Source organism: Achromobacter sp. ESBL13 (genome assembly GCF_036668755.1).
Lineage (GTDB): Bacteria > Pseudomonadota > Gammaproteobacteria > Burkholderiales > Burkholderiaceae_B > Achromobacter.
Genome location: NZ_JAZEVT010000002.1, coordinates 595,901 through 618,716 on the forward strand (window position 1 = coordinate 595,901; position 22,816 = coordinate 618,716).

A 22,816-nucleotide genomic window follows, 5' to 3' on the forward strand; every position below is an offset into this window, starting at 1 on the left:
CCTCTGTTTTTGTCTGTCGAAGGCAGGGCCGCGGAGCGTCAATACAGGAGTTCGAACATGGTGACATTGATACTCGTCTGGATTCTGAACGCGGTGGCCCTGCTGGCTGTTGCTTACCTCTTGCCCGGCATTGCCGTGGCCAGTTTCGGATCTGCGCTGATCGCGGCGCTGGTGCTGGGTCTGGTGAACATGCTGGTCAAGCCGGTGCTGGTGCTGCTGACGCTGCCCATCACGATCGTCACCCTTGGGCTCTTCCTTATCGTCATCAACGCCTTGTTGTTCTGGTTCGTCGGCTCCGTGCTGAAGGGCTTCCAGGTCAACGGGTTCTGGTGGGCCGTGGGCGGTGCCATTCTGTACAGCATCATCTCTGGCCTGCTTACCAAACTGATCCCCTAATGTCTGACTCGACTTCCCCAGCTTTCAGCCTGGAGTTCTTTCCGCCGCGCGACCTGGCCGGTCAGGAACGGCTGGTTCGCGCGGCCAAGCAGATGCTGGCCATCCAGCCCAAGTACGTCAGCGTGACCTTCGGCGCGGGTGGTTCCACGCGCGCCGGCACGGCCGACGCCGTGCGCACGTTGCGCAACCTGGGCTGCGATGCCGCGCCCCACCTGTCTTGCGTGGGCGCCACGCGGCAGGATCTGCGCGACATTCTGCAAACGTACAAGAACGAAGGCGTGCGGCGCGTGGTGGCGCTGCGCGGCGACCTGCCTTCGGGCATGGGCGGCGATGCGGGCGAACTGCGCTACGCCAACGAACTGGTGTCGTTCATCCGCGAGGAAACGGGCGACTGGTTCCACATCGAAGTGGCGGCCTATCCCGAAATGCATCCGCAGGCCGCCAACCCCTCGCTTGACCTGGACCATTTCGTGGCCAAGGTAAACGCGGGTGCCAATGCAGCCATCACGCAGTACTTCTTTAACGCCGATGCCTATTTCGACTTTGTCGACCGGGCCCAGGCCAAGGGCGTGAAGGTGCCGATCGTGCCGGGCATCATGCCCATCACGAACCACACCCAGCTGCTGCGTTTCTCTGAAATGTGCGGCGCTGAAGTGCCGCGCTGGATCCGCCTGCGCCTGGCTGAGTTTGGCGACGACAAGGCATCCATCCGCGCCTTTGGCGTGGATGTGGTGACCGAGTTGTGCCAGACGCTGCTGGACAACGGCGCGCCGGGATTGCATTTCTACACCTTGAACCACGCGGAAGCCCCGCTGGCGGTGTGGAAGGAACTGGCGCTGTGAACGGTAAACGGTAAAACGTTAAACGGTAAACGGTAAGCGCTAAGCGGTATCCGGCAAGCAGAAGGGGGGCAGAAATGCCCCCCTTTTTTTTAGTCCGCGTACACCCCTACCTTGCGGATGACGGTGCCCCACTTGTCCACCTCGGCTTGCAACCAGGTTTGCAGGCCTTCGGGCGTCTGCTTGGATTCCGGCACGATCTCGGCACCCAGCTCTGCCATTTTTTGCGAGAACGCCGGGTCTTTCAGCGCCGCGCGCAACGCCGCGTTGAACTTGTTGATGGCTTCCGGCGGCGTGCCCTTGGGCGCATAGACGCCGTGCCACACCTTCACCTCAAAGCCCTTCAAGCCGCCTTCCTGTAGCGTCGGCGCGTCCGGCAGCGTCTTGATGCGGTCCAGCGTGGTGACGCCGAACAGTTTCACGCGTTCGGCCTTGATCTGCGGGATGGTCTGCGTGGTCTGGTCGCACAGCACGTCTACCTGGCCGCCCAGCAGCGCCGTCATCGCGGGCGCCGTGCCGGCATAGGGCACGGTGGTGAACTGCACGCCCAGCGATTCCTGCAACAGCATGCCGCACAGCTGCGACACCGCGCCCAGGCCCGCGTTGGCCAGGTTGATCTTGTTGCCGTTTTCACGCGCGTACTTGATAAAGCCCGCCATGCCATCAGCCGGCAAGTCCTTGCGGCCCAGCAGCGTCATGGGCACGTCCGCCACCTGGCCGACGTAGGCGAAGTCGGTCAGCGGGTTGAACGACAGCTTGCGATACAGGGCCGGCGCGGTGGCCATGCCGTTGTGGTGGATCAGGAACGTGTAGCCGTCCGGCGCCGCGCGCGCCACATGCTGCGAGGCCAGCGTGCCGCCCGCGCCGGTGCGGTTTTCAATGATGACGCTTTGCCCCAGCGTCTTGGCCATCGACGCGCCCAGGCTGCGCGCCACCACGTCGGTCGGCCCGCCGGCGGCGAACGGCACGACCAGCGAAATGGGGTGGTTGGGATAGGCGCCTTGCGCACTGGCGGACCCCCAGGCAAGGCAGGACAGGGCCAGTACCGGCCAGGCGGCGCACGCGGCCGCGCGCGCGAAATAATGGGGCATGTCTCGCTCCTTGTGATTTTCTGTCGGACCCCAGTGTGGCCCGCCGGAACAAGGATGAGAATTCGCCGTTTTTCAAGCCGGGTTTCAGCCGACGGAAAGGCGGGTTAACGCGGATTGCTGCTTGATCAACGCGGATTGCCGCGCTTGATGCGGATTGCTCGATGCGGATTCTTTGAAGCGGACTGCTTGATGCGGGTTGACGCTTAATTCGGCTGGTCCTTGCCCGGGTCCTCGGCCAGCACTTGCGGCGTCGGGTAGCTGGCGGGCGGCAGCGCATGGGCCGGTTCCACCCGCAGCGGCTGGTGTACGCGGCTGGGCGGCACCAGCGAACCGGGGTCGTTGGGATTGGTCCACAGCGGGTCCGGGATTTCGGCAAAGACCTGGCGCAGGCGCTCGCCCCAGGTGCCACGGATCATGCGGAAGTACTCGTTGCGTTCGTCGATGCTGGCAAAGTGGGTCACGCGCAGCGAGCCGCTTTCATAGACCAGCAGGTCCAGCGGCAGCCCCACCGAGATATTCGACCGCAAGGTCGAGTCCATGGAGATCAGCGCGCATTTGGCGGCCTCGTCCAGCGACGTGTCGGGGCGCAGCACGCGGTCCAGGATGGGCTTGCCGTACTTGGCTTCGCCAATCTGAAAGTACGGGCATTCCTGGCCGGCTTCGATGAAGTTGCCGGCCGCGTAGACCTGGAACAGCCGGCAGCCTTCGCTACCAATCTGTCCCCCGAATATCAGGCTGACATTGAATTCCACGCCCTGTTCCTGCAACGCGGGCGCCTCGCGGCGGTAGACCTCGCGCACCGCCCCGCCCACGCAGCGGGTGGCTTCGAACAGGTCGGGCGCATTCCAGATGGTGTCGCCGCCTTCGTCGTGCTGGCGCGCCAGGGCGTGCAGCACCGCCTGGCTGACGGCCAGGTTGCCGGAAGTCATCAGGACCATGACGCGTTCGCCCGGACGCTCGAAGACGGTCATTTTTCGGAAGACGCTGATCTGGTCGACGCCGGCATTGGTGCGGGAGTCGGAAAGGAAAACCAGGCCGGCATCAAGGCGGGCGGCTACGCAGTAGGTCATGATCAATCAATTAAAGAAACCACGCCGCATTGTATTGCGGCGTGGGCGCGGCGGTTATTGCTGGCCGGACGTCTGCACCTGCACGCTGATCTCCATGGATTCCTCACCGCCGCCGCTGCGCACGCCGCGCACGGGCGAGGCGGAATCGTAATCGCGCGCCACGGCCAGGCGGCAATGGCTGTCGGAGGCGAACTGGCGGTTGGTGACGTCGATGCTGGTCCAGCCGACGTCGGGCAAAAAGACGTCGGCCCAGGCGTGGCTGGCCGAGTGCTCGGTGGTGGTGTGCACATAACCGCTGACGTAGCGGGCGGGCACGCCCAACCCGCGCACGCAGGCCAGGAACAGGTGCGCGTGATCCTGGCAGACGCCATGGCCCATCGCCAGCACCTGGTTGGCGGCCGTGGTGACGTCGGTGGTGCCGGGTTCGTAAGCCACGCGGTCGCTGATGGCGTTGGCCAGCGCCAGGATGTCGTCCTGGGTGCCCAGGCCGTTGGGCAGCACGCCGCGCACGAAGGCCAGAATGGTGTCGTCCGCCTGGGTCAACGGCGTCTGCACGCAATAGGCGTGCACGGGCAGGCGGCTGTCTTCGCCGCCCAAGAGTCCGCGCGTCAGCGGCGCCACCTGCACCTGTCCGACCACACGCAGTTCGATATCGGTGTGCGGCCGGTTCAGCGTCAGCGTGTGCGTGATGTTGCCGTACGCGTCTACCTGCTTTTCCAACGCGCCGGGCGCTTCGATGTGCCAACGCAGCACGCGCTGGTGTTCGTCGTCGCGGGGGGTCATGCGCAGCGTCTGGATGCTGTAGGTGACCGGCGCCGTGTAGCGGTAGTGCGTGACGTGCGTGATGAACTGTTTCATGGGGCTGTCTCCGTGTTATGCCGACAGCGGGACCAGGAAGTCCTGGCTGATCCGGTTGCCCAAATCGTTGATGCGGTCCAGGAAATGGTCCAGGTACTGGTGCAGGCCGCTATCCAGAATGTCTTCGACGCGGCCAAATTGCAGCTCGGCGCACAGCATGCCCGCGCGGCGCTGGGTCTCGGTCGAGCGCTGGTTCGATACGCGCGCCAGGTCTTCGGACACGGCACGCATCGACGACAACAGCGAACGCGGCATGTCGGGGTGCAGGATCAGCAGCTCGGCCACGCGATCCGGCGTGATGACGTCGCGGTACACCTTGCGGTAGATCTCCAGCCCGGACACCGAACTGAGCAGTGCCGACCACCGATAGAACTCGCTTTGCAGCGCCGCGGTGCCCGAGCCTTCGCCGCGCGCTTCCGCCGTGGCCTGGCTGCCGCGCTCATGGAACTTCACGTCCAGCATGCGGGCGGTATTGTCCGCGCGTTCCAGGTGCATGCCGATGCGCAGGAAATACAGCGCCTCGTCTTCCAGCATCGTGCCGATGGTGACGCCACGCGCCAGATGCGAGCGGAACTTCACCCATTCAAAGAATTCACCGGGGTTGCGTTCCAGCAGGCCGGTATGCAGGTGTTTAAGCAGTTCCAGCCAGGTGGTGTTGTAGGTTTCCCAGACTTCGGTCGTCAGGCTGCCGCGCACGGCGCGCGCGTTTTCGCGGGCGGCGCGCATGCAGGAATAGATCGACGACGCGTTTTCCGGATCGCGCACCATGTACTGCAACACGTCGTTGGGCGAGATGGACGCGTACTTGGTCTGATACAGCCCTTGCAGCTCGGAGATGCGCAGCACGCCCAGCCACGAGCCCTCGCGCGTTTGCGGGTCTTGTGGCAGCAGCGACATTTGCAGGTTCACGTCCAGCATGCGCGCCGTGTTTTCGGCGCGTTCTATGTAGCGGCACATCCAGAACAGGTTGTCGGCGGTTCGGCTCAGCATGTTCAGTCCTCCAGAACCCAGGTGTCTTTGGTGCCGCCGCCCTGGCTGCTGTTGACCACCAGCGAGCCTTCGGTCAGCGCCACGCGGCACAGGCCGCCGGGCACGGTGCGGATGTCCTTGCCGCACAGCACGTACGGGCGCAGGTCGATGTGGCGCGGCGCGACGCCCGATTCCACGTATGTGGGCACGGTGGATAGCGCCAGCGTGGGCTGCGCGATGTAGTTGGCCGGGTTGGCGCGCACGCGTTCCTTGAAGGCCTCGACTTCGGCGCGGCTGGCGGACGGCCCCACCAGCATGCCGTAGCCGCCGGCGCCATGCACTTCCTTGACTACCAGGTCGTGCATGTTGGCCAGCACGTGCGACAGTTCATCAGCCCGCCCGCAACGCCAGGTTGGCACGTTGGACAGGATGGGTTCTTCGCTGAGATAGAACCGGATCATGTCCGGCACGTAGAGATAGGTGGATTTGTCGTCGGCGATGCCGGTGCCGATGGCGTTGGCCAGCGTGACGCGGCCGGCCCGGTACACGGACAGCAGGCCGGGCACGCCCAGCGCCGAGTCGGCCCGGAATGACAGCGGGTCCAGGAAATCGTCGTCCAGCCGGCGGTAGATAACGTCCACCTTGCGCGGACCTTGCGTGGTGCGCATGTAGACGGTGTTCTGTTCCACGAACAGGTCTTGCCCCTCGACCAGTTCCACGCCCATCTGCTGGGCCAGGAAGGCGTGTTCGAAGTAGGCGGAGTTGTACATCCCGGGCGTCAGCACCACCACGGTGGGATCGTCGCCGCCATGCGGGGCCACTTCGCGCAGGTTGTCCAGCAGCAGGTCGGGATAGTGCGCCACCGGTTCGACCTTGATGCGGCTGAACGCGTCGGGCATCAGCCGCATCGACATCTTGCGGTTTTCAAGCATGTACGACACGCCCGAGGGCACGCGCAGGTTGTCTTCCAGCACATAGAATTCACCCGCGCCGGCCCGCACGATATCCACGCCGGCGATGTGGCAGTAGATGTCCTCGGCTACGTCCACGTCCTGCATTTCGGGGCGGTACTGGGCATTCAGGAATACCTGTTCGGCCGGCACGATGCCCGCGCGCACGATGTCGTGGCCGTGGTAGATGTCGTGAATGAACATGTTCAGCGCGCGCACGCGCTGCTTCAGGCCGGCTTCCAGGTGGCGCCATTCGTCGGCGGGGATGATGCGCGGGATCAGGTCGAACGGGATCAGGCGTTCGGTGCCGGCGGCGTCGCCCGCGACGGAAAACGTGATGCCGACCCGGCGAAAGCTGAGGTCGGCTTCCAGCCGGCGCACGGCCATGGCCTCGGCCGACTGCTCTTGGTGCCAGCGTTCGAACGCCTGGTATTGGGAGCGTATGCCGCCTGCGCTGTCGCGCATTTCGTCATAAGCGGCGGGACGGGATGGTCTGTCCTTCATGGCTCCTCCGATGCTGTGCCTGCTGCCGGCTTGTGGTGGCCGGCTTGCACGCGGTCAACCCGGCCGATGATTGGCCGGTCACAAACAATAAGCAACCTGCATGCCAGCTTTTGGGGACACAGGGCCCTTGGGCACAATATCCTCTGAAGGGCGCAAAAACGCCATCCCCGCTGCGGCCGATGGCACCGCTTTGGTGCGCGCCACCGGGCGCAACTGGTGCGTCAGTTCATGCGGAACGTATGCAAGGTGGTGCCGCCGGGGCCGCCTTGGGCCAGCGGCGCCTGGGGCACCCAGCCGTCTTGCGTCAGCACGGCGTCCAGCGGGAAGTCGTGGGGGGCGGCCTGATAGTCGGCGTCCAGCTCGCCACAGCTCCAGGCGATGCCGATGGTGATGAAGGGGTGTCCGCGCTCGCGCAGCGCGGCCAGGGTGCGGTCGTAGTAGCCGCCGCCGTAGCCCAGGCGGTCACCGTGTTCGGTGTAGCCCAGGGTGGGCACCAGCACCACGTCGGGCAGCACGTCGGGGCCGGCAACGGGTTCCTGAATGCCGTAGGGACCGGCGCGCAGCTCGGCCTCGGGCGTCCAGGACAGGAAGGCCAGCGGCGCATTGCGCTCGCGCACCACCGGCAGCGCCACGCCCACGCCGTTTTCGACCCATTGCGTGAGCAGCGGGCGCAGGTCGGGCTCGTCGTCCATGGGCCAGAACGCGGCGACGGTGGCGGGGGCGGGGCGGCCGGCGCGCACAGCTTCGTCACGGGCCACATTCAGCCAGGTGAACAGGCGCGCGCGCATCAGCAAACCGCCGCGGCTGCGCTGGTCTTCAGGCATTTCGGCACGCAGTTTCCGCAATCGCGTGCGGTGCTGGACTGCGGTATCCTTTGGAGTATTTTGCGTAGTCATGCGGTGGCTGTAATGGGGGGGTGGACAATGAAGGCGAACGTGCTGGAATGGGGCATGCGGAATCAAGGCAGGTGTACGGACATGCTGCCGTCGGGCAGTGTCGTGCGGCTGTGCGGCAAGGCCTTCGTATGACGGCAAATCAGGGACGCGGCATGACACGTTCGCAGCAATCTGGACGGTATCAGAAAATCCAACGGAAATCCCCGCACGGCATGGACACGTCCGACACCCGCCTTGGGCTGCGCCGCTGGCTGCCGTTGCTGGCGCTGTTCACCGCAGCCTGTGCGCCGGTGGACGCCCAACAGCGCAGCGCCGCCATCAACACGCAACCCCAGCCGCCCGTGCAATCCGCGCAGTCGGCCGCGCAACCGCTTATCGCTGTCCCGCCCGCCGTGCTGGCCGGCATGCCGCCCACCGCCGACACGCCCGCGCTGGCCGCCGTCGTGGCCGCGCGCGAAGCCATGAACCGCAAGCAGTGGTCCATCCTGGGCGCGTTGGTGCCGCAGGCCAAGTCCGACACGCTGGGCATGTATCCCGAATACTGGCTGCTGCGCTATCAGCTCTGGACGCCGCCGGCGACCGGCCGCCCCACGGCCGAGCTGCAACGCTTCATCAGCAGCAACGGCGACGCCTACCTGGCTGACCGGCTGCGTGGCGACTGGCTGCTGGCCGCCGCCCGCAGTGGCGATTTCGACACGGTGCGCAAGCTGGCGCCGGTCAAGAACAGCAACGCCCAGATCGAATGCGCCATCCTTGACGCCAAGCACATGACCGGCCAGCGCGCGACCGCCGCGCAGGCCATGTCGGTGTTCGCGCCCGGCAGCGCCTGCTGGGCGTTGTACGACCAGTTGGTGGCCGACGGCATCCTGGGCTGGGAACAGCTGGAACCGCAGCTGCGCGACGCCATCGAGGCCGACAAGACGACGGACGCGCGCAAGCTGGTGCAGTACATGTTCGAGCCGCGCGACCTGAAAACGTACGACGTCCTGATGAAGGACCCGATGAAATGGCTGACCCGGCAAGACCGCATGCCGGTGGGCCGCAACGAAAAAGAACTGGTCACCATCGCCCTGGCGCGGCTGGCGCGATCGGACGTCAGCGTTGCCGATTCCTACCTGCGCCGCGAATGGGCCAAGTCCATGTCCAAGCCCAACCTGGCCTGGGTGCGCGGGCAATACGCCCTGATGGCCGCGCTGAAGCTCGATAGCCGCGCCGACGACTGGTATCACGAAGCCGGCCACATCCGCATGACGGAATACAACGCCGGCTGGAAGGTGCGCGCTGCATTGCGCCAGCCGAAGATCGACTGGAAGTGGGTGATCGAATCCATCGACGAGATGCCGCCCGCGCAGCGCAACGACACGTCGTGGGTGTACTGGAAGGCGCGCGGCCTGGCCGCCACGGGCCGCAAGGACCAGGCCAATGCCATGTACGCCAGCATTGCCGACCGCTTCGATTTCTACGGCCAGTTGTCGGCCGAAGAGCTGGGCCGCCGCATCAATGTGCCGCCGCGTCCGGCGCCCATCAACGACCGCGAAATCGCCGAGGCCCGCGCCAACCCTGGCTTGCAGCGCGCCGTGCAGCTGTTCCGCCTGGGCTGGCGTGCCGAGGCGGTGCCCGAATGGAACTTCACGCTGCGCGGCATGAGCGACCGCCAATTGATGGCGGCCGCCGAGCTGGCCCGCGCCGAGAACATCTACGATCGCGTCGTCAACACGTCGGACCGCACCGAAAAAGAATTCGACTTCAGCCAGCGTTTCATCGCGCCGTTTGAAGGCCGCGTCACCGCCAAGGCCAACGCCATCGCGCTGGACCCGGCTTGGGTCTACGGCCTGATCCGCCAGGAATCGCGCTTCATCATGGACGCGCGTTCGCACGTGGGCGCCTCGGGCCTGATGCAGCTGATGCCGGCCACGGCCAAGTGGGTGGCGGGCAAGATCGGCATGACGGACTTCACGCCTGCCAGCGTGAACGATTTCGACACCAATACCGAACTGGGCACCAACTACCTGAACATGGTGCTGCGCGACCTGAACGGGTCGCAGATGCTGGCCAGCGCCGGCTATAACGCCGGGCCGCGGCGTCCGCACAATTGGCGCTCGACGTTCTCGCATCCGGTTGAAGGCGCGATCTTTGCCGAGACCATCCCGTTCAACGAAACACGTACGTACGTGAAGAACGTGATGTCGAACTCGGTGTATTACGCGGCAATGTTCACCGGCCAGCCGCAATCCCTGAAAGAGCGCTTGGGCAACATCGTGCCGCTGGGCGCCGAAAGCACCTCGATTCCATGACGCAGGACCCCGCCATCAACGGCTTGCAGGTGTATATCGTGGGCGGCGCGGTGCGCGACGCCTTGCTGGGCCTGACGCCGGGCGACCACGATTGGGTGGTGGTGGGCGCAACGCCCGAAGATATGGTGCGCCGGGGTTTCATCCCCGTCGGCGGGGATTTCCCCGTGTTCCTGCACCCTCGCACCAAAGAGGAATACGCGCTGGCCCGCACCGAGCGCAAGTCGGGCCGTGGCTACAAGGGCTTCACCTTTTACACCGGCGCCGACGTGACGCTGGAAGAAGACCTGCGCCGACGTGACCTCACCGTCAACGCCATCGCCCAGACCCGGGACGGCACGCTGGTGGACCCGTTGGGCGGCGTGGCCGACGTGCAGGCGCGCGTGTTTCGCCACGTGGGCGAGGCCTTTCAGGAAGATCCGGTTCGCATCCTGCGGCTGGGCCGTTTCGCGGCGCGCTTTGATGATTTTTCCGTGGCGCCCGAAACGATGGCGCTTTGCCGCGCCATGGTCGACGCGGGCGAGGCCGACGCGTTGGTCGCCGAACGGGTATGGAAGGAATTGTCGCGCGGGCTGATGGCTAAAAAGCCGTCGCGGATGTTGGATGTGCTGCAAGATTCTGGCGCATTGGCACGCGTGATGCCTGAATTGCAAGGCGTTGCCGACGTGGGCGCCGACGTGGACCGCGCGGCGGGGTTGGGGGTGTCGATGGCCGGCCGGTACGCGCTGCTGTGCCGCCTGACGCCAGAACGCGAAGCGCTGGGCCGCCGTATGCGCGTGCCCACCGAATGCAACGACTATGCGCGCTTGTTGCCCGAGGTGTTGCTGGGCCTGGACGCCGCGGAACAGGCCGCCAGCAACGACGAGGCCACCGAAGCGCAACTGGCGCTGATGGAACGCGCCGACGCGCTGCGCAAGCCCGAACGATTCTTCGACCTGTTGAAAACCGCAGCCATCCTGCGCCCGGTCGACATGGGCGCCTGGCAGGCAAGAGTGGATGCGGTGCGCGGCGTGGACGCAGGCGCGATTGCGAAGGCTTGCGCGGGCGACCCGGCCCGCATCAAGGACAGCGTCCGGCAAGCACGGCTGGACCGGCTGCGAGCCGGATAGGTCGGCGCGCCGCGGGACGGCTTGCCCAGCCGTTACAGCTTGCCCAAACGATCGCCGCGGGAAAATCCTGTCAGCGGTTGCGTGATGCCACGGCCCAGGGCCAGCACCTTGAACAGTTCGCCCATTTCCGCCTCGGACAGCAGCTTTTGCACCGGCGCCACGGCCTGCGCGTATTGCTGCACGTCCGACGGGTCCAGCTGGCCCAGCAAATCCATCAACCCGGCGTTCATCAAGAAGCGCGCCTGCGACGTGTAGCCCAGCACTTGCAGGCCGGCCTCAAGCGCCGCATCGGCCATGGCGGTGAAGTCCACGTGCGCGGTAATGTCCTGCAAGCCCGGTGCGACAAAGGGATCGCCATGGGCGTGATGACGCAAATGGCACATCAGCGTGCCGCCCGCGCGTTGCGGGTGGTAGAACTCGTTGCGCGGAAAGCCATAGTCCACCAACAGCGCCGCGCCTCGTTCAAGCCAGCCGCCCATCGCGGCAATCCACGCCTCGCCTTGCAGATTGATTTCGGACACGTAGCCGGGCAGCGCCGGCATGCGCGCGGCGACGGCTTCGGCCAAAGCGCGGGGCGCCGGCCGGTCAGCCCAGACGAAGCCCTGCTGCGGGTCCAGCGCCACGCCGCGCTCCATCACGGCCCCGTCCGCGCTCCAGCAAAACAGCGATACGGGCATGGCGTCCAGCACCTCGTTGGCCAGCACGCAGCCGGCGAAGGCGTTGGGCAAGGCGTCCAGCCATTGCACGCGGTCACCAAAAGCGGCCAAGCGGTCGGCCTGGCGCGCGCGCAGGTCGGCCGACACTTCCAGGATCAGGTATTGCGTCTGGTCCAGGCCCTGCGCATCCAGTTCGCGCAGCACGCCTTCGGCCAGCGCGCCCGTGCCCGCGCCAAATTCCAGCACGGCTTGTGTCTGCGTCTGACGCAGCACCTGCGCGACCTGACGGGCAACGGTGCGGGCGAACAGCGGCGTCAGTTGCGGCGCGGTGACGAAATCGCCCGCCGGCGCCTTGGCGTCGTCGTCGCCATCAGCCAGCTTGACGTTGCCCGCCGCGTAATAGCCCAGCCCCGGCGCGTACAAGGCCTGCGCCATCCAGTGGTCGAACGGCAACCAGCCGCCATTGGCGACGATGGCGGCGCGCAGCTGGGCGGCGGCGGCGTCGCTGTGCGCCTGGGCGGCGGGTGGCAACGGAGGAAGATTGGCGGGGGCAGGGCGTTGCATGGCGGGTTCTGGCGTAGGCATGACGGCATTTTCCCAAAAAAAGGCGCAGCCGTCCGGGCGGAGGCGCGTGTCTGGCGGCGACATAAAAAAAACCCCGCGACGAACGCGGGGTTTTTCACTGCGGGCTTAATCGGGCGATTTAGCCGCGACGGTCAGCCGGCTTGGCAAAGCGCTTGGCGGGGCCGCCCGGGCGCTTGTCGAACGCGGGCTTGGCGCGGAAGCCGCCTTCCGGACGGTCGCCGCCACGGAAGCCGCCTTCGCGGGCAGGACGATCGCCGAAGCTGGGGCGGGCGTCACGGTCGGCGCCGCGGAAACCACCTTCACGGGGAGCACGCTCGCTGAACGGGCGGGCATCGCGCTGGGGGCGGTCGCCAAAGCTGGGACGGTCGCCGCCGAAGCTGGGGCGGGCATCACGGTCACCACCACGGAAGCCGCCTTCACGCGGGGGACGGTCGCCGAACGGGCGATTGCCCTGGTAGCCGCCTTCGCGCTGGGGACGATCACCGAAGCTGGGACGATCGCTGAACGAACGGGCCGGGCGGTCGCCGAAGGGACGATTGCCTTGGTAGCCGCCTTCGCGCGGGGCGCTGTCGCGGTTGCCTTGGTAACCACCTTCACGCGGCTTGAATTCGCCACGGGGTGCGCCGCCTTCACGCGGGCCGCCGAACGAACGGCCTTCGCGGTTGCCTTGGTAGCCGCCGCCTTCATGGCGCGAACCACCGAAACCGCCAGGACGCTTGCCGAACGGCTTGCCGCCACGCGGGGCGCCGCTGCCGCCGGCCGACGGACGCGGCGTGCGCTTGGGTTCCAGACCGGCGATGGTTTCCGGCGTAATCGTTTGGCCGATGTAGTGCTCGATACGGCGAACCTTGTGGCGCTCGGAGTGCGTAGCCAGCGTGAACGCCAGGCCGCTGCGACCGGCGCGGCCGGTACGGCCGATACGGTGCACGTAGTCTTCGGCTTGCATCGGCAGGTCGAAGTTAACGGCGTGGCTGATGCCTTGCACATCGATGCCGCGAGCGGCAACGTCGGTGGCAACCAGGATACGCAGCTGGCCGCGTTGCAGTTGCGACAGCGTACGGGTGCGCTGGCGCTGGTTCATGTCGCCGTGCAGGGCAGCGGCGGCAAAGCCTTGGTCGGCCAGGCGATCGGCCAGGTCGTCAGCGCCACGCTTGGTGGACGTGAAGACGATGGCTTGATCCAGCTTGGCGTCGCGCAGCACGTGATCCAGCAATTGCATCTTGTGGCTGGCGTCGTCCGCGTACAGCAGGCTTTGCGTGATGTTGGTGTGCTTTTCCTTGGCGCCGGCCATCTCGATACGCTGCGGGTCGCGCATCATCTTCGCAGCCAGCTTGGCGATCGTGCCGTCCAGCGTGGCCGAGAACAGCAGCGTCTGGCGATCTTCCGGCAGGCGGCTGACGATGGTTTCGATGTCTTCGATGAAGCCCATGTCCAGCATGCGGTCGGCTTCGTCCAGCACCAGCGTGTGCACGGTGTTCAGCTTGACGCGACCCGATTGCAGGTGATCGATCAGGCGGCCCGGCGTGGCGACGAGCACGTCAACGCGACGCGACAGGGCCTTCAACTGGGCGCCGTAGGGCATGCCGCCCACGACGGTGGCAGTGCGCAGGTCAGCCAGCTTGCGGCCGTAGGTGGCCGTGGCTTCGGTCACTTGCAGGGCCAGTTCGCGGGTGGGGGTCAGCACCAGCACTTGCACGCCGACGCCCTTGTTGGCGGGCATCTGGGCAATACGGTGCAGGGCCGGCAGCATGAAGGCGGCGGTCTTGCCGCTGCCCGTTTGCGAGGAAACCATCAGGTCGTGACCGGCCAGCGCTTGCGGAATGGCAGCGGCTTGGACCGAGGTGGGGGTATTGAAGCCAGCTTCTTGAACGGCCGACAACAGAGCGGGTGCAAGACCCAGAGTTTCGAAAGACATTACTTTCCCTTGCCGCAGACAATGCGACGCAGTGCTTGGTCGGGCCAGGGGAGTAGGCGGCCGGATCCAGGCGACGGTTGATGGAGCATCGTGCCGACCGAATCAACCGTGCGCGTGGCGCGTTCTCTTATACAGATTGGAACGCAGGGCGAAAGGAAAGGAGGTCAGGAATCGATGATAGTTCGGCATGGGGGCCAGGCTAGCTTGCCTGGCAGACTGCAAAAAATTCCGCTAAATCAAAGCGGTAAATGCCGAACTCGTTTTGTGCAGTGCGGCGATCATAACCCGATTTCGCTTTGCAAGGGAATTATTTTTTTGTACAGCCCCCAATCAATAGGGTTTTTCCCTTGGTTCACCAGCCACGCATTGGTCATCTGAAAGTGCCCACAGCCCAGGAACGGGATGGGCGGCCTGCGGGCGGACAGCGGGGAGGGGTGGTTCGCCATCAGCACCAGGTGTCCGTTGTTGTCCGGCAGCAACAAACGCTTGGCCTGCGCGTGGGCGCCCCACAGCATGAAGACCTTGGGGGCGGGATCTTGCGCGACCAGTGCGATCAATGCATCCGTCACCGTTTCCCAACCGCGCTTGGCGTGGGATGCGGGCTGGCCGTCCTCCACCGTCAGGCAGGTGTTCAGCAGCAAGACGCCCTGATCCGCCCAAGGGCTCAGGTCATTGCCGGTGGGGATGGCGGCGCCTGGATATTCCAGCGCGATTTCGTTGAAGATGTTGCGCAGGCTGGGCGGGCGCTTGCAGTCGTCGGGCACCGAAAACGCCAAGCCCTGGGCCTGGCCCGGGCCGTGGTACGGGTCTTGCCCCAGGATCACCACGCGTACGTCGGACGGCGCCATGCCGTGCAGCGCACGCAGCGGCGTGGCGGGGTAGACGACGGCGCCTTCCACCAGGCGCTTTTCGACGTGAGCGGTGGCCCGCGCCAGGGCATCGGCCACGGCCGAGTCTTTGAATACGGCCGCCCAGGCGGCGGGCAGCGCGGCCGTCTGGGCGGCGAGGGCGTTGGGAGTCAGGCGGTTATCGATCGGCATGGGCGCGATTTTGGCATAGCGCCGCCGGCTGCGAGCTTCCCTACTGCATCACCCAGCCATGGCTGACCAGGAACGACTGGCCGGTCAGGGCCGCGCTGGGGAAGGCGCACAGGAAGAGCGCGGTCTGCGCAACGTCCTCGACGGTCGTGAAAACACCGTCCACCGTGTTGCCCAGCATGACTTTCTTGACCACCTCTTCTTCGCTGATGCCCAGTTCCATGGCCTGCTCGGGGATCTGCTTTTCCACCAGCGGCGTGCGCACGAAACCGGGGCAGATGACATGCGAACGCACATTGTGCGCGGCCCCTTCCTTGGCCAGCACGCGCGCCAGCCCCAGCAGCGCATGCTTGGCGGCGACATAGGCGGATTTGAGCGGTGAGGCCTCGTGCGAATGCACCGATCCCATGTAGATCACCACGCCGCCGCGATCGTCTTTGTACATGTGCTTGAGCGCCGCCTTGGTGGTCAGGAAGGCGCCGTCCACGTGAATGGCCTGCATTTTCTTCCAGTCGGAAAACGTGAAGCTCTCGATGGGGTTGACGATCTGGATGCCGGCGTTCGAGATCAGGATGTCGATGCTGCCGTAGGCGGCCGCCACCTTGTCGATGCCTTGGTTCACGGCGTCTTCGCTGGTGACGTCCATGGCAACTCCCATCGCCTTGCCGCCGGCTTTTTCGATCTGTTGCGCGACCGCGTCCGCGCCCGCCTGGTTCAAATCGGCAATCGCGATGGTGGCGCCCGCGCGCGCCAGGGTCAGCGCAATTTCCTTGCCGATGCCGCTGGCCGCGCCTGTGACGACGGCCACTTTTCCATTCAACTGGGACATGCTGCTACCTCCGGACTAGGATTGCCGGCCCGTGAATGCGCCCAGGGGCGCGATGGCCGGCGACAGACAGGCCTGGCGAATGACCGGCCGGTGTCGCGCCGGCGATTCGCCAGGAATTGATCCGATGGTAGTCCTTCAGCTTGAGCGCCGGCTGAACGCCCGTCGCGTGCCGCTTCAGCCCGGGCGCGCCGGAGCGGGGGCGGCTTCGGTGGCCGGGGCGCCGCTTGAGCGCAGCAGCAGGAAACCGACCACGGCGGACGCCAGCGACCCGGTCAGCACCCCGATCTTGGTGGCGTCGACCGTCGCCGCGTCGGTGAAAGCCAGCGCGCCGATGAACAAGCTCATCGTGAAACCGATACCGCACAACAGCGCTACGCCGTACAACTGCTTGAAGGTGGCATGACGCGGCAGGCTGGCCATGCCGGTCTTGATCGCCAGCCAGGCAAAGCCGAACACGCCCAGTTGTTTGCCCAGGAACAGGCCCAGCGCCACGCCCAGCGGTACAGGTTGCGCCAGACTGGCCAGGCCCATGCCCGCGAACGACACGCCCGCGTTCGCAAAGCCGAAGATGGGGACGATCAGCAGGGCGACCGGCTTGTGCAGCGCGTGTTCCAGATCGTGCAGGGGCGAATGGGCCTCGGGCTTGCCCTGGTTGCGCGGGCGCAGCGGGATGGTCAGCGCCAAAGCGACACCGGCCAGGGTGGCGTGCACGCCGGACTTCAGCACGAAGTACCACAGCAGGGCGCCCAGCAGCAGATAAGGCGTCAGACGCAGCACGCCGGCGCGGTTCAGCAGGAACAGGCAGGCCAGGAGCGCACCGGCCATGGCCAGCGCAAACACCTGCAATTGAGACGTGTAGAACAGCGCAATGATGACGATGGCGCCCAGGTCGTCAAGAATGGCCAGCGCAGTCAGGAAGATTTTCAGCGATGTCGGTACGCGGCTTCCCAGCAACGCCAGGATACCCAGCGCGAAGGCGATGTCGGTAGCGGCGGGAATGGCCCAGCCGCGCAAGGTGTCAGGCGTGCCCAGGTTGAGCAGCACGTAGATCAGGGCCGGCATCACCATGCCGCCCACCGCCGCCACGCCCGGCAGCACGATGCGGGATACCCCGCGCAACTGGCCGTCCAACACTTCGCGTTTGATTTCCAGGCCCACCAACAGGAAGAACACGGCCATCAGGCCGTCGTTGATCCAGTGCAGCACGGTTTCCTTGAGCACCACGGGACCGGCCGTGAAGCCCAGCTTGGTGCCCAGCACGTCGAAATAGACCGGGGCGGCGGGACTGTTGGCGACGATCAAGGCGACCAGCGCGGCGGCCATCAGCACATAGCCGCCCAGCGCTTCCGAGCGCAGGAATGCCTGAAGAAAAGAGGCGGGGCGATGGGGCGTGGCCGGCTGTGTCAAAGAGCGTCCTTGAAAAAGAGGGGTCGAAAAATTTGCTGAATTTTACCTGAACAGGCAAGGCAATGCCGTGCGGCGCAGTCAGCGCGGCACCGTCAAAGTGAGCCAACTGTAGTTCAACGTCGGCGAATTTCCATGCATTCTCAGTAATTCTTGAAAGGGACGTGGGCAGGTGTTCGGTCGGATTTGTCGTATATGTCGGTCCTGCAATGCTGTCCCGGGGAAAGTAAGAATTTTCTCGGGCATTTAGCGCGCGTTCCTGACTAGCATCGCCGAGCTTAGTCCTTGCTTGCGCCCTATGCGTCCTATGCCACCTCAGCCCCCACAGCCCCCACAGCCTCCTCAGTCCCCACAGCCCCTCCACCCGCTTTCCGTGCTGACCTACCAGCCCGCCAGGCCCGGCGCGGCTCCCCGGCTGGTCGATATCGGCAGCGCGGTGAGCGCACTCCCGTCGTCAGACGCCCATGGTCATTACCAGGTAATGCACCTGGCTCCCAGCATGCGCCTGTTGGCTTGGCACGGTGACGGCGCGCGCTTTGACATGTCTTGCCACGGCAGCATCCAGGTATGGGCAGGCCCACGCCTGGCCGCCTCTGAATGCCCGCATGAATGCCGCCAGCCGGGCGTGCTGCCGCTGGCGCCGGAAGATGTGGCGTATCTGGAAGCCTATCTGCTGGTTCTGGGTCAAGCCTGGCACCGGGCCGACACGAACGCCGACACGAACGACGACACGAACGCCGCCCGCCTGCCGCAATGACTGCCCCACCCGTTGATACTCCGGCCGCTGATGTCGGTGGCCGACTGCGCATCCTGCATACCGAAGCCGCCACCTCATTCGGCGGGCAGGAATTCTGCGTCTACAAGGAAATGGTTGCGATGCGCGACCGCGGCCATCATCTGGAACTGCTGTGCCAGCCCGGTGCGGAACTGGGCGACCGGGCAAGCGAGGCAGGGTTCACGGTGCACCGCATCGTCATGGACGGCCCGGGCAATTTTCTGCGCGGCGTGCTCTTTGTACGTCGCTTGCTTCGGCGCGGGCGCTTTGACGTGGTCAACACGCACAGCCGCCGCGACACCGTATTGGCCGCGTGGGGCGCAAGGCTGGCCGGCGCGCCGCTAATCGTGCGCACGCGGCATCTGGCCAAGCCCATCGGTTCGCTTTATGCCTACACCTGGCTTGCGCATCGCGTCATTGCCGTCAGCCGGTATGTGCAGCAGCAGTTGCTGGATGGCGGCGCGCGGCCCGGCTCTGTGGCCACGATTCATTCGCCCATCGTGCTGCCGCACGCCGCGCAACATGCCTGCGTCCGGCGCGAGCTCGGCCTGCCGGCAGATGCGTTGGTGGTGGGATGCGTGGCGGTGATGCGCGCTGAAAAAGGCCATGCCGACCTGATCGATGCCTTTGACCAGATTGCTGCCCGTTTTCCCGCCGCGCATCTGGTGCTGGTCGGCGACGGCATGCCGTTGATGGCGCAGTTGCAGGACAAGGTGAAGGCGATGGGGCTGGACGCGCGGGTGCGTTTCACGGGCCGGCGCCACGATATCGCCAACGTGTTGATGGCCTTGGACATCTTTGCGTTGGCAACGCACCGCGAAGCGCTGGGCACCGTCTTCATCGAGGCCGCCGCCATGGGCGTGCCCGTGGTGGGCACGAACGTGGGGGGCGTACCCGAAACCATGCAGGCAGGCGTGACCGGCCTGCTGGTGCCGCCGCGCGACCCGCCCGCGTTGGGGGTGGCATTGGCCACGTTGTTGGCAGACCCCGCCTTGCGTCGCCGGATGGGCGTGGCGGGCAGGGCGCGGATACGGGACCAGGGCTTGTTCTGCGCCGAACGCGCCGCCCAGCAGGTGGAAACCGTGTACGCATCGTGGCTGGCAGAACGGGGCCACGGCGCCCGCGCGGCCTAGCCCGGTAGCGAGTTTCAAAGCCTGACAGTGTGCGCAATGCACTGCGCAATGCACTGCGCAATGCACTGCGCAATTCACCACGCAATGCCCCACGGCGCGGTCAATGCACACCGGCCGCGTGCATCAGCAGTGCATCAGTGCATCAGCAGCGCATTCATCGCTTCGACGACGCGATTGCGATAGCGCGGCAGCAAGGCTTGCGTGCGCGCCTGGCGGTCGGCCCATTGTGCCGGCTCCGCGCCGGCGGCAATGCGCGGCGCGGCCCAGATCGGGTCCGGAAAATGACGGTCGCCGCGCCACCGGGGAATCACGTGCCAATGCAGGTGCGGGACCATGTTGCCCAGCGACGCCAGGTTGATCTTGTCCGGCGCCAGCACGGCCTGCTGCGCTTCTTCCACCGCGTAAACGGCGCGCATCAGCAGGTCGCGCCCGTGCGTGGACAGGCTGGTCATCTCGGCCAGATGGCCGTTCCAGACCACCCGCGTGAAGCCGGGGTAGTCGGCATCGTCAACCTCGATCACGCGCAGATGCGGCCCGCGCCACAGCACCGTGCCGCCGTCTTCCTGGCACAAGGGGCAGTTCGGGTCGCGCGCGCTCATGTCAGCACCTTGCGGTACTGGATGAAGCCCGAGCGGTCGGCGATGCGGTCGTACAGCTGCATGGCGGGGGCGTTCGTTTCGTGCGTCAGCCAGTACACGCGCGCGGCGTTGGCGGCGGTGGCTTCCGCGTAGACGTGTTCGATCAGCTTGCGGCCCGCGCCGGTGCCGCGCACGTCCGCGTCCACGTACAGGTCTTGCAGGTAACAGTAGTCGCCCGCCGTCCAGGTGGAGCGATGGAAGATCCAGTGCACCATGCCGATGGCGCGGCCGCCGTCAAACGCCAGCGCGGCGTGCATGGGTTCGGCGGGGTCCAGCAGGCGCGCCCAGGTGTTGCGCGTCACGGCATCGTCGATGCTGACGCGGTAAAACGCCTGATAGCCCTTCCACAGCGGCAGCCAGATGTCGAAGTCGGCGGCGCCGATGGGGCGGATTTCAGCGGTACTCATGGCGCGAGGCCTCCTACACGGTCGAATTCAAAGTTGGTCTTCCAGGGCCTGGACGATGTGTCGCAGCACCTGCAGGCGAGCGTAACGCTTGTCGTTGGCCGACACCAGATGCCACGGCGCATGGGCCACGTCCGTGCGGGTCATCATCTCGTTGGCGGCCGCGGCGTAGTCCTTCCATTTTTCCCGGTTGCGCCAGTCGTCCGGCGTGATCTTGAAATTCTTGAAGGGCGATTTCTCGCGTTCCTTGAAGCGTTCCAGCTGCACGTCTTCGGTTACCGCCAACCAGAACTTCAGCACCAGCGCGCCGCTGGCCGCCAGTTGCTCTTCGAAGTCATTGATCTCGCCGTAGGCGCGCCGCCATTGCGTGGGGGCGATCAATTTTTCCACCCGCTCGACCAGCACGCGGCCGTACCAGGACCGGTCAAAGATGGCGACGCGGCCGTGGCGCGGCAGGTGGCGCCAGAAACGCCACAGGTACGGACGCGACAACTCATAGCTGGTGGGTGCGGCAACGGGAGTGATGTCGAACTGGCGGGCGTCCAGCGCGTGCGTGACACGGCGAATGGCGCCGCCCTTGCCGGCGGCATCCTGGCCTTCAAATACCAGGATCAAGGAACGATCCTGGAATTTTCGCGAACGCGCCGCGCGCGCCAGGCGGCCCTGCAACAGGCCCAGCTCGGATTCGTAATCGTCTTTGTCGATCTTGGCGTCGTAGTCCAGTTCGCCGAGGCGGTCGACGACGCGCGTCGGGCGCGCATGCGCGTGAAACGATGCCGGTATGCGCGGCACGCCACGCTGGCGCATCGCGGCCAGCACGGATTCGGCCGTACGGGCCGCGCGCATGTTTTCGTCGGCGCTGGGGATGACGACCCAGGGCGCGTGGCCGCTGTCGGTATGGTTCAGCACGATCTGCGCGCCATGCCGAATGCGGTCGAACCGCTTGGCCACTTTCAAGTCCACCGGGCTGACCTGCCAGGACGTCTCGGGGCTGGCCATCAAACGCTGGGCGCGTTCGGTCTGCGCCTTGGCCGACAGGTGGAACCACAGCTTTACGATTTGCACGCCCTCGGCGGCCAGCATGGCTTCAAAGCGCAGGATGGCGGCGGATTGCGCGGCGATGTATTCCTGGTTGGGCTTCTTGCTGGCGGCCTCGATGATCAAGGGCGCATACCAGGAACCGAACACGATGCCCGTTTTTCCCTTGGGCGGCAGGTCCTTCCAGTACCGCCAGAACGGCGGGCGGTCCAGCTCTTCGCCTTCGGGCGGGCCATACGCCAGCGTCTTGATGTGGCGCGGGTCCATCCATTCGTTCAACTGATTGATCGTGGCGCCCTTGCCCGCGCCGTCAATCCCGGCCACCACCACCAGCAAGGTCTTGTCGGCCTGTTCCAGGCGCCGGTACTGCGCGTTGAGCAGGGCGACGCGCAAGCGGGCTTCCAGCGGTTTGAACTCGTCCTTGGGCAGGCTGGGGTCGGCTTCGGCTTCTGCGAACATGGGGTTCCGTCTGGTCGGCTATCGGTAAGTCCGCCGATCTTGCGGGATTCGCCCGTGCCGCGCAAGTACGGTCATTGCGCTCGGGGGGCGCCGGCCACGCCGCGCCGCCTACAGCCCGTTGACCGGAATCTTCAGGTAGCGCACGCCGTTGTCTTCGGGCGGCGGAAAATGCCCCGCGCGGATATTGACCTGGATGGCCGGCAGGATCAGCGTCGGCATGCCCAGCGTGGCGTCGCGCCGCGTGCGCATGGCCACGAACTCATCCTCGCTGATGCCGTCGCGCACATGGATGTTGGACGCCCGTTGTTCGGCCACCGACGTCTGCCAGTGGGCCTGGCGGCCAGCCGGCGGATAGTCATGGCACATGAACAGGCGCGTGCCCCCGGGCAATGCCAGCAGGCGCTGGATGGACCGGTACAGTTCGTGCGCGTCGCCACCCGGGAAATCGCAACGCGCCGTGCCCACGTCCGGCATGAACATCGTGTCGCCCACGAACGCGGCGTCGCCGATCAGGTAGGCCATGTCGGCGGGCGTGTGGCCGGGCACGTGGATGGCGGTGGCCGCCAGTTGGCCGATCGAAAAGGTCTCGCCGTCGGCGAACAGGCGGCCGAACTGCGAGCCGTCCAGCTGGAATTCGGGTTCCAGGTTGAAGACCTGCTTGAACACGCCTTGAACGGTACGGATGCTTTGCCCGATGGCGATTACGCCGCCCAACTGCCGTTGCAGATAGGGCGCGGCCGACAGGTGGTCGGCATGCGCATGCGTTTCCAGCAGCCATTGCGTTTGCAGCCCCTGTTCGCGCACGTACTGCACGACGCGCTCGGCGCTGGCCGTGCTGCTGCGTCCGGACTTCGGGTCGTAGTCCAGCACCGAATCGATGATGGCGCAGGCGCTGCCGTCATGCACGACGTAAGTGACGGTGGCGGTGACGGAGTCGAAAAACGCTTGGATGTGTGGATTCATGGCCGGC

The 22,816-nt window shown here is 65.8% G+C and carries 21 protein-coding genes; 6 read left to right on the top strand and 15 right to left on the bottom strand.

Annotated features, from left to right (window positions below; all coding sequences use genetic code 11):
• The first annotated feature begins 60 nt into the window (after window positions 1–60).
• Window positions 61–396, top strand: coding sequence for a phage holin family protein (locus tag V6F88_RS11560; protein WP_006224804.1), 336 nt, complete (start codon window positions 61–63; stop codon window positions 394–396).
• Window positions 396–1,238 carry a methylenetetrahydrofolate reductase [NAD(P)H] gene (gene metF / locus V6F88_RS11565; protein WP_332609610.1) on the top strand — a complete coding sequence of 281 codons (843 nt, stop codon included), beginning with the start codon at window positions 396–398 and terminating at the stop codon, window positions 1,236–1,238. The genes V6F88_RS11560 and metF overlap by 1 nt, the downstream gene beginning before the upstream one ends.
• A gap of 89 nt (window positions 1,239–1,327) precedes the next feature.
• Here the strand turns inward: metF and V6F88_RS11570 are convergent, their stop codons facing one another.
• The 6 genes from V6F88_RS11570 to V6F88_RS11595 all read right to left on the bottom strand — a co-directional run bounded on the left by V6F88_RS11570 (window position 1,328) and on the right by V6F88_RS11595 (window position 7,573).
• A complete protein-coding gene (locus tag V6F88_RS11570; RefSeq protein WP_332609612.1) occupies window positions 1,328–2,326 on the bottom strand; it encodes a tripartite tricarboxylate transporter substrate-binding protein in 999 nt (332 codons plus the stop codon).
• 203 nt (window positions 2,327–2,529) lie between these two features.
• Window positions 2,530–3,396: a proteasome-type protease gene (locus V6F88_RS11575; RefSeq protein ID WP_332609613.1), complete on the bottom strand. Its 867-nt coding sequence runs from the start codon at window positions 3,394–3,396 to the stop codon at window positions 2,530–2,532.
• Between the two features lie 54 nt (window positions 3,397–3,450).
• Complete coding sequence (locus V6F88_RS11580) at window positions 3,451–4,254, bottom strand: transglutaminase family protein (RefSeq protein WP_332609614.1); 804 nt, start codon at window positions 4,252–4,254, stop codon at window positions 3,451–3,453.
• A 15-nt stretch (window positions 4,255–4,269) separates the two neighbouring features.
• Window positions 4,270–5,244, bottom strand: coding sequence for an alpha-E domain-containing protein (locus V6F88_RS11585; protein WP_332609615.1), 975 nt, complete (start codon window positions 5,242–5,244; stop codon window positions 4,270–4,272).
• 2 nt (window positions 5,245–5,246) lie between these two features.
• Window positions 5,247–6,677, bottom strand: coding sequence for a circularly permuted type 2 ATP-grasp protein (locus tag V6F88_RS11590; RefSeq protein WP_332609616.1), 1,431 nt, complete (start codon window positions 6,675–6,677; stop codon window positions 5,247–5,249).
• Window positions 6,678–6,898: 221 nt separating this feature from the next.
• Window positions 6,899–7,573, bottom strand: a complete 675-nt coding sequence (locus V6F88_RS11595; protein WP_332609618.1) for a 5-formyltetrahydrofolate cyclo-ligase — start codon at window positions 7,571–7,573, stop codon at window positions 6,899–6,901.
• Window positions 7,574–7,725: 152 nt separating this feature from the next.
• On the opposite strand from V6F88_RS11595, the gene V6F88_RS11600 reads away from it, so the two are divergent.
• Complete coding sequence (locus tag V6F88_RS11600) at window positions 7,726–9,867, top strand: lytic transglycosylase domain-containing protein (RefSeq protein ID WP_332609619.1); 2,142 nt, start codon at window positions 7,726–7,728, stop codon at window positions 9,865–9,867.
• Window positions 9,864–10,973, top strand: coding sequence for a CCA tRNA nucleotidyltransferase (locus tag V6F88_RS11605; RefSeq protein WP_332609621.1), 1,110 nt, complete (start codon window positions 9,864–9,866; stop codon window positions 10,971–10,973). The genes V6F88_RS11600 and V6F88_RS11605 overlap by 4 nt, the downstream gene beginning before the upstream one ends.
• A 32-nt stretch (window positions 10,974–11,005) precedes the next feature.
• On the opposite strand, the gene V6F88_RS11610 is transcribed toward V6F88_RS11605, so the two are convergent.
• From V6F88_RS11610 to nhaA, 5 genes are all read right to left on the bottom strand, one after another.
• Window positions 11,006–12,193, bottom strand: a complete 1,188-nt coding sequence (locus V6F88_RS11610) for a class I SAM-dependent methyltransferase (protein WP_332610252.1) — start codon at window positions 12,191–12,193, stop codon at window positions 11,006–11,008.
• A 139-nt stretch (window positions 12,194–12,332) separates the two neighbouring features.
• Window positions 12,333–14,129 (bottom strand): DEAD/DEAH box helicase, encoded by a 1,797-nt coding sequence (locus V6F88_RS11615; protein ID WP_046803027.1) that lies wholly within the window; start codon window positions 14,127–14,129, stop codon window positions 12,333–12,335.
• 278 nt (window positions 14,130–14,407) lie between these two features.
• A complete protein-coding gene (locus V6F88_RS11620) occupies window positions 14,408–15,169 on the bottom strand; it encodes a uracil-DNA glycosylase (RefSeq protein ID WP_332609624.1) in 762 nt (253 codons plus the stop codon).
• Between the two features lie 40 nt (window positions 15,170–15,209).
• Entirely contained in the window at window positions 15,210–15,995 is a 786-nt protein-coding gene (locus V6F88_RS11625) for a 3-hydroxybutyrate dehydrogenase (protein ID WP_332609625.1), read from the bottom strand.
• 174 nt (window positions 15,996–16,169) lie between these two features.
• Window positions 16,170–17,402 carry a Na+/H+ antiporter NhaA gene (gene nhaA, locus V6F88_RS11630; protein ID WP_332609626.1) on the bottom strand — a complete coding sequence of 411 codons (1,233 nt, stop codon included), beginning with the start codon at window positions 17,400–17,402 and terminating at the stop codon, window positions 16,170–16,172.
• 370 nt (window positions 17,403–17,772) lie between these two features.
• Between nhaA and V6F88_RS11635 the strand changes: the two genes are divergently transcribed.
• Window positions 17,773–18,156: a hydrogenase gene (locus V6F88_RS11635; RefSeq protein WP_332609629.1), complete on the top strand. Its 384-nt coding sequence runs from the start codon at window positions 17,773–17,775 to the stop codon at window positions 18,154–18,156.
• On the top strand, window positions 18,153–19,307 hold the full coding sequence (locus V6F88_RS11640) for a glycosyltransferase (protein WP_332609630.1): 1,155 nt from the start codon (window positions 18,153–18,155) through the stop codon (window positions 19,305–19,307). The genes V6F88_RS11635 and V6F88_RS11640 overlap by 4 nt, the downstream gene beginning before the upstream one ends.
• 134 nt (window positions 19,308–19,441) lie before the next feature.
• On the opposite strand, the gene V6F88_RS11645 is transcribed toward V6F88_RS11640, so the two are convergent.
• From V6F88_RS11645 to V6F88_RS11660, 4 genes are all read right to left on the bottom strand, one after another.
• Window positions 19,442–19,906 (bottom strand): HIT family protein, encoded by a 465-nt coding sequence (locus V6F88_RS11645; RefSeq protein WP_046803033.1) that lies wholly within the window; start codon window positions 19,904–19,906, stop codon window positions 19,442–19,444.
• Complete coding sequence (locus tag V6F88_RS11650; protein WP_046803034.1) at window positions 19,903–20,352, bottom strand: GNAT family N-acetyltransferase; 450 nt, start codon at window positions 20,350–20,352, stop codon at window positions 19,903–19,905. Before V6F88_RS11650 ends, V6F88_RS11645 begins: the two co-directional genes overlap by 4 nt.
• Window positions 20,353–20,379: 27 nt before the next feature.
• Entirely contained in the window at window positions 20,380–21,846 is a 1,467-nt protein-coding gene (gene pap, locus V6F88_RS11655) for a polyphosphate:AMP phosphotransferase (protein ID WP_332609633.1), read from the bottom strand.
• A gap of 108 nt (window positions 21,847–21,954) precedes the next feature.
• The gene (locus V6F88_RS11660; RefSeq protein ID WP_332609635.1) at window positions 21,955–22,809 is read right to left on the bottom strand and encodes an MBL fold metallo-hydrolase; all 855 of its coding nucleotides are present in this window, start codon (window positions 22,807–22,809) and stop codon (window positions 21,955–21,957) included.
• Window positions 22,810–22,816: the final 7 nt, after the last annotated feature.

What these genes read in the sequence shown, in the direction of transcription:
- metF (WP_332609610.1), top strand. Translation starts at nt 396, where the DNA reads ATGTCTGACTCGACTTCCCCAGCTTTCAGCCTGGAGTTCTTTCCGCCG.
- V6F88_RS11570 (WP_332609612.1), bottom strand. Translation starts at nt 2,326, where the DNA reads ATGCCCCATTATTTCGCGCGCGCGGCCGCGTGCGCCGCCTGGCCGGTA.
- V6F88_RS11575 (WP_332609613.1), bottom strand. Translation starts at nt 3,396, where the DNA reads ATGACCTACTGCGTAGCCGCCCGCCTTGATGCCGGCCTGGTTTTCCTT.
- V6F88_RS11580 (WP_332609614.1), bottom strand. Translation starts at nt 4,254, where the DNA reads ATGAAACAGTTCATCACGCACGTCACGCACTACCGCTACACGGCGCCG.
- V6F88_RS11585 (WP_332609615.1), bottom strand. Translation starts at nt 5,244, where the DNA reads ATGCTGAGCCGAACCGCCGACAACCTGTTCTGGATGTGCCGCTACATA.
- V6F88_RS11590 (WP_332609616.1), bottom strand. Translation starts at nt 6,677, where the DNA reads ATGAAGGACAGACCATCCCGTCCCGCCGCTTATGACGAAATGCGCGAC.
- V6F88_RS11595 (WP_332609618.1), bottom strand. Translation starts at nt 7,573, where the DNA reads ATGACTACGCAAAATACTCCAAAGGATACCGCAGTCCAGCACCGCACG.
- V6F88_RS11600 (WP_332609619.1), top strand. Translation starts at nt 7,726, where the DNA reads ATGACACGTTCGCAGCAATCTGGACGGTATCAGAAAATCCAACGGAAA.
- V6F88_RS11605 (WP_332609621.1), top strand. Translation starts at nt 9,864, where the DNA reads ATGACGCAGGACCCCGCCATCAACGGCTTGCAGGTGTATATCGTGGGC.
- V6F88_RS11610 (WP_332610252.1), bottom strand. Translation starts at nt 12,193, where the DNA reads ATGCAACGCCCTGCCCCCGCCAATCTTCCTCCGTTGCCACCCGCCGCC.
- V6F88_RS11615 (WP_046803027.1), bottom strand. Translation starts at nt 14,129, where the DNA reads ATGTCTTTCGAAACTCTGGGTCTTGCACCCGCTCTGTTGTCGGCCGTT.
- V6F88_RS11620 (WP_332609624.1), bottom strand. Translation starts at nt 15,169, where the DNA reads ATGCCGATCGATAACCGCCTGACTCCCAACGCCCTCGCCGCCCAGACG.
- V6F88_RS11625 (WP_332609625.1), bottom strand. Translation starts at nt 15,995, where the DNA reads ATGTCCCAGTTGAATGGAAAAGTGGCCGTCGTCACAGGCGCGGCCAGC.
- V6F88_RS11640 (WP_332609630.1), top strand. Translation starts at nt 18,153, where the DNA reads ATGACTGCCCCACCCGTTGATACTCCGGCCGCTGATGTCGGTGGCCGA.
- V6F88_RS11645 (WP_046803033.1), bottom strand. Translation starts at nt 19,906, where the DNA reads ATGAGCGCGCGCGACCCGAACTGCCCCTTGTGCCAGGAAGACGGCGGC.
- V6F88_RS11650 (WP_046803034.1), bottom strand. Translation starts at nt 20,352, where the DNA reads ATGAGTACCGCTGAAATCCGCCCCATCGGCGCCGCCGACTTCGACATC.
- pap (WP_332609633.1), bottom strand. Translation starts at nt 21,846, where the DNA reads ATGTTCGCAGAAGCCGAAGCCGACCCCAGCCTGCCCAAGGACGAGTTC.
- V6F88_RS11660 (WP_332609635.1), bottom strand. Translation starts at nt 22,809, where the DNA reads ATGAATCCACACATCCAAGCGTTTTTCGACTCCGTCACCGCCACCGTC.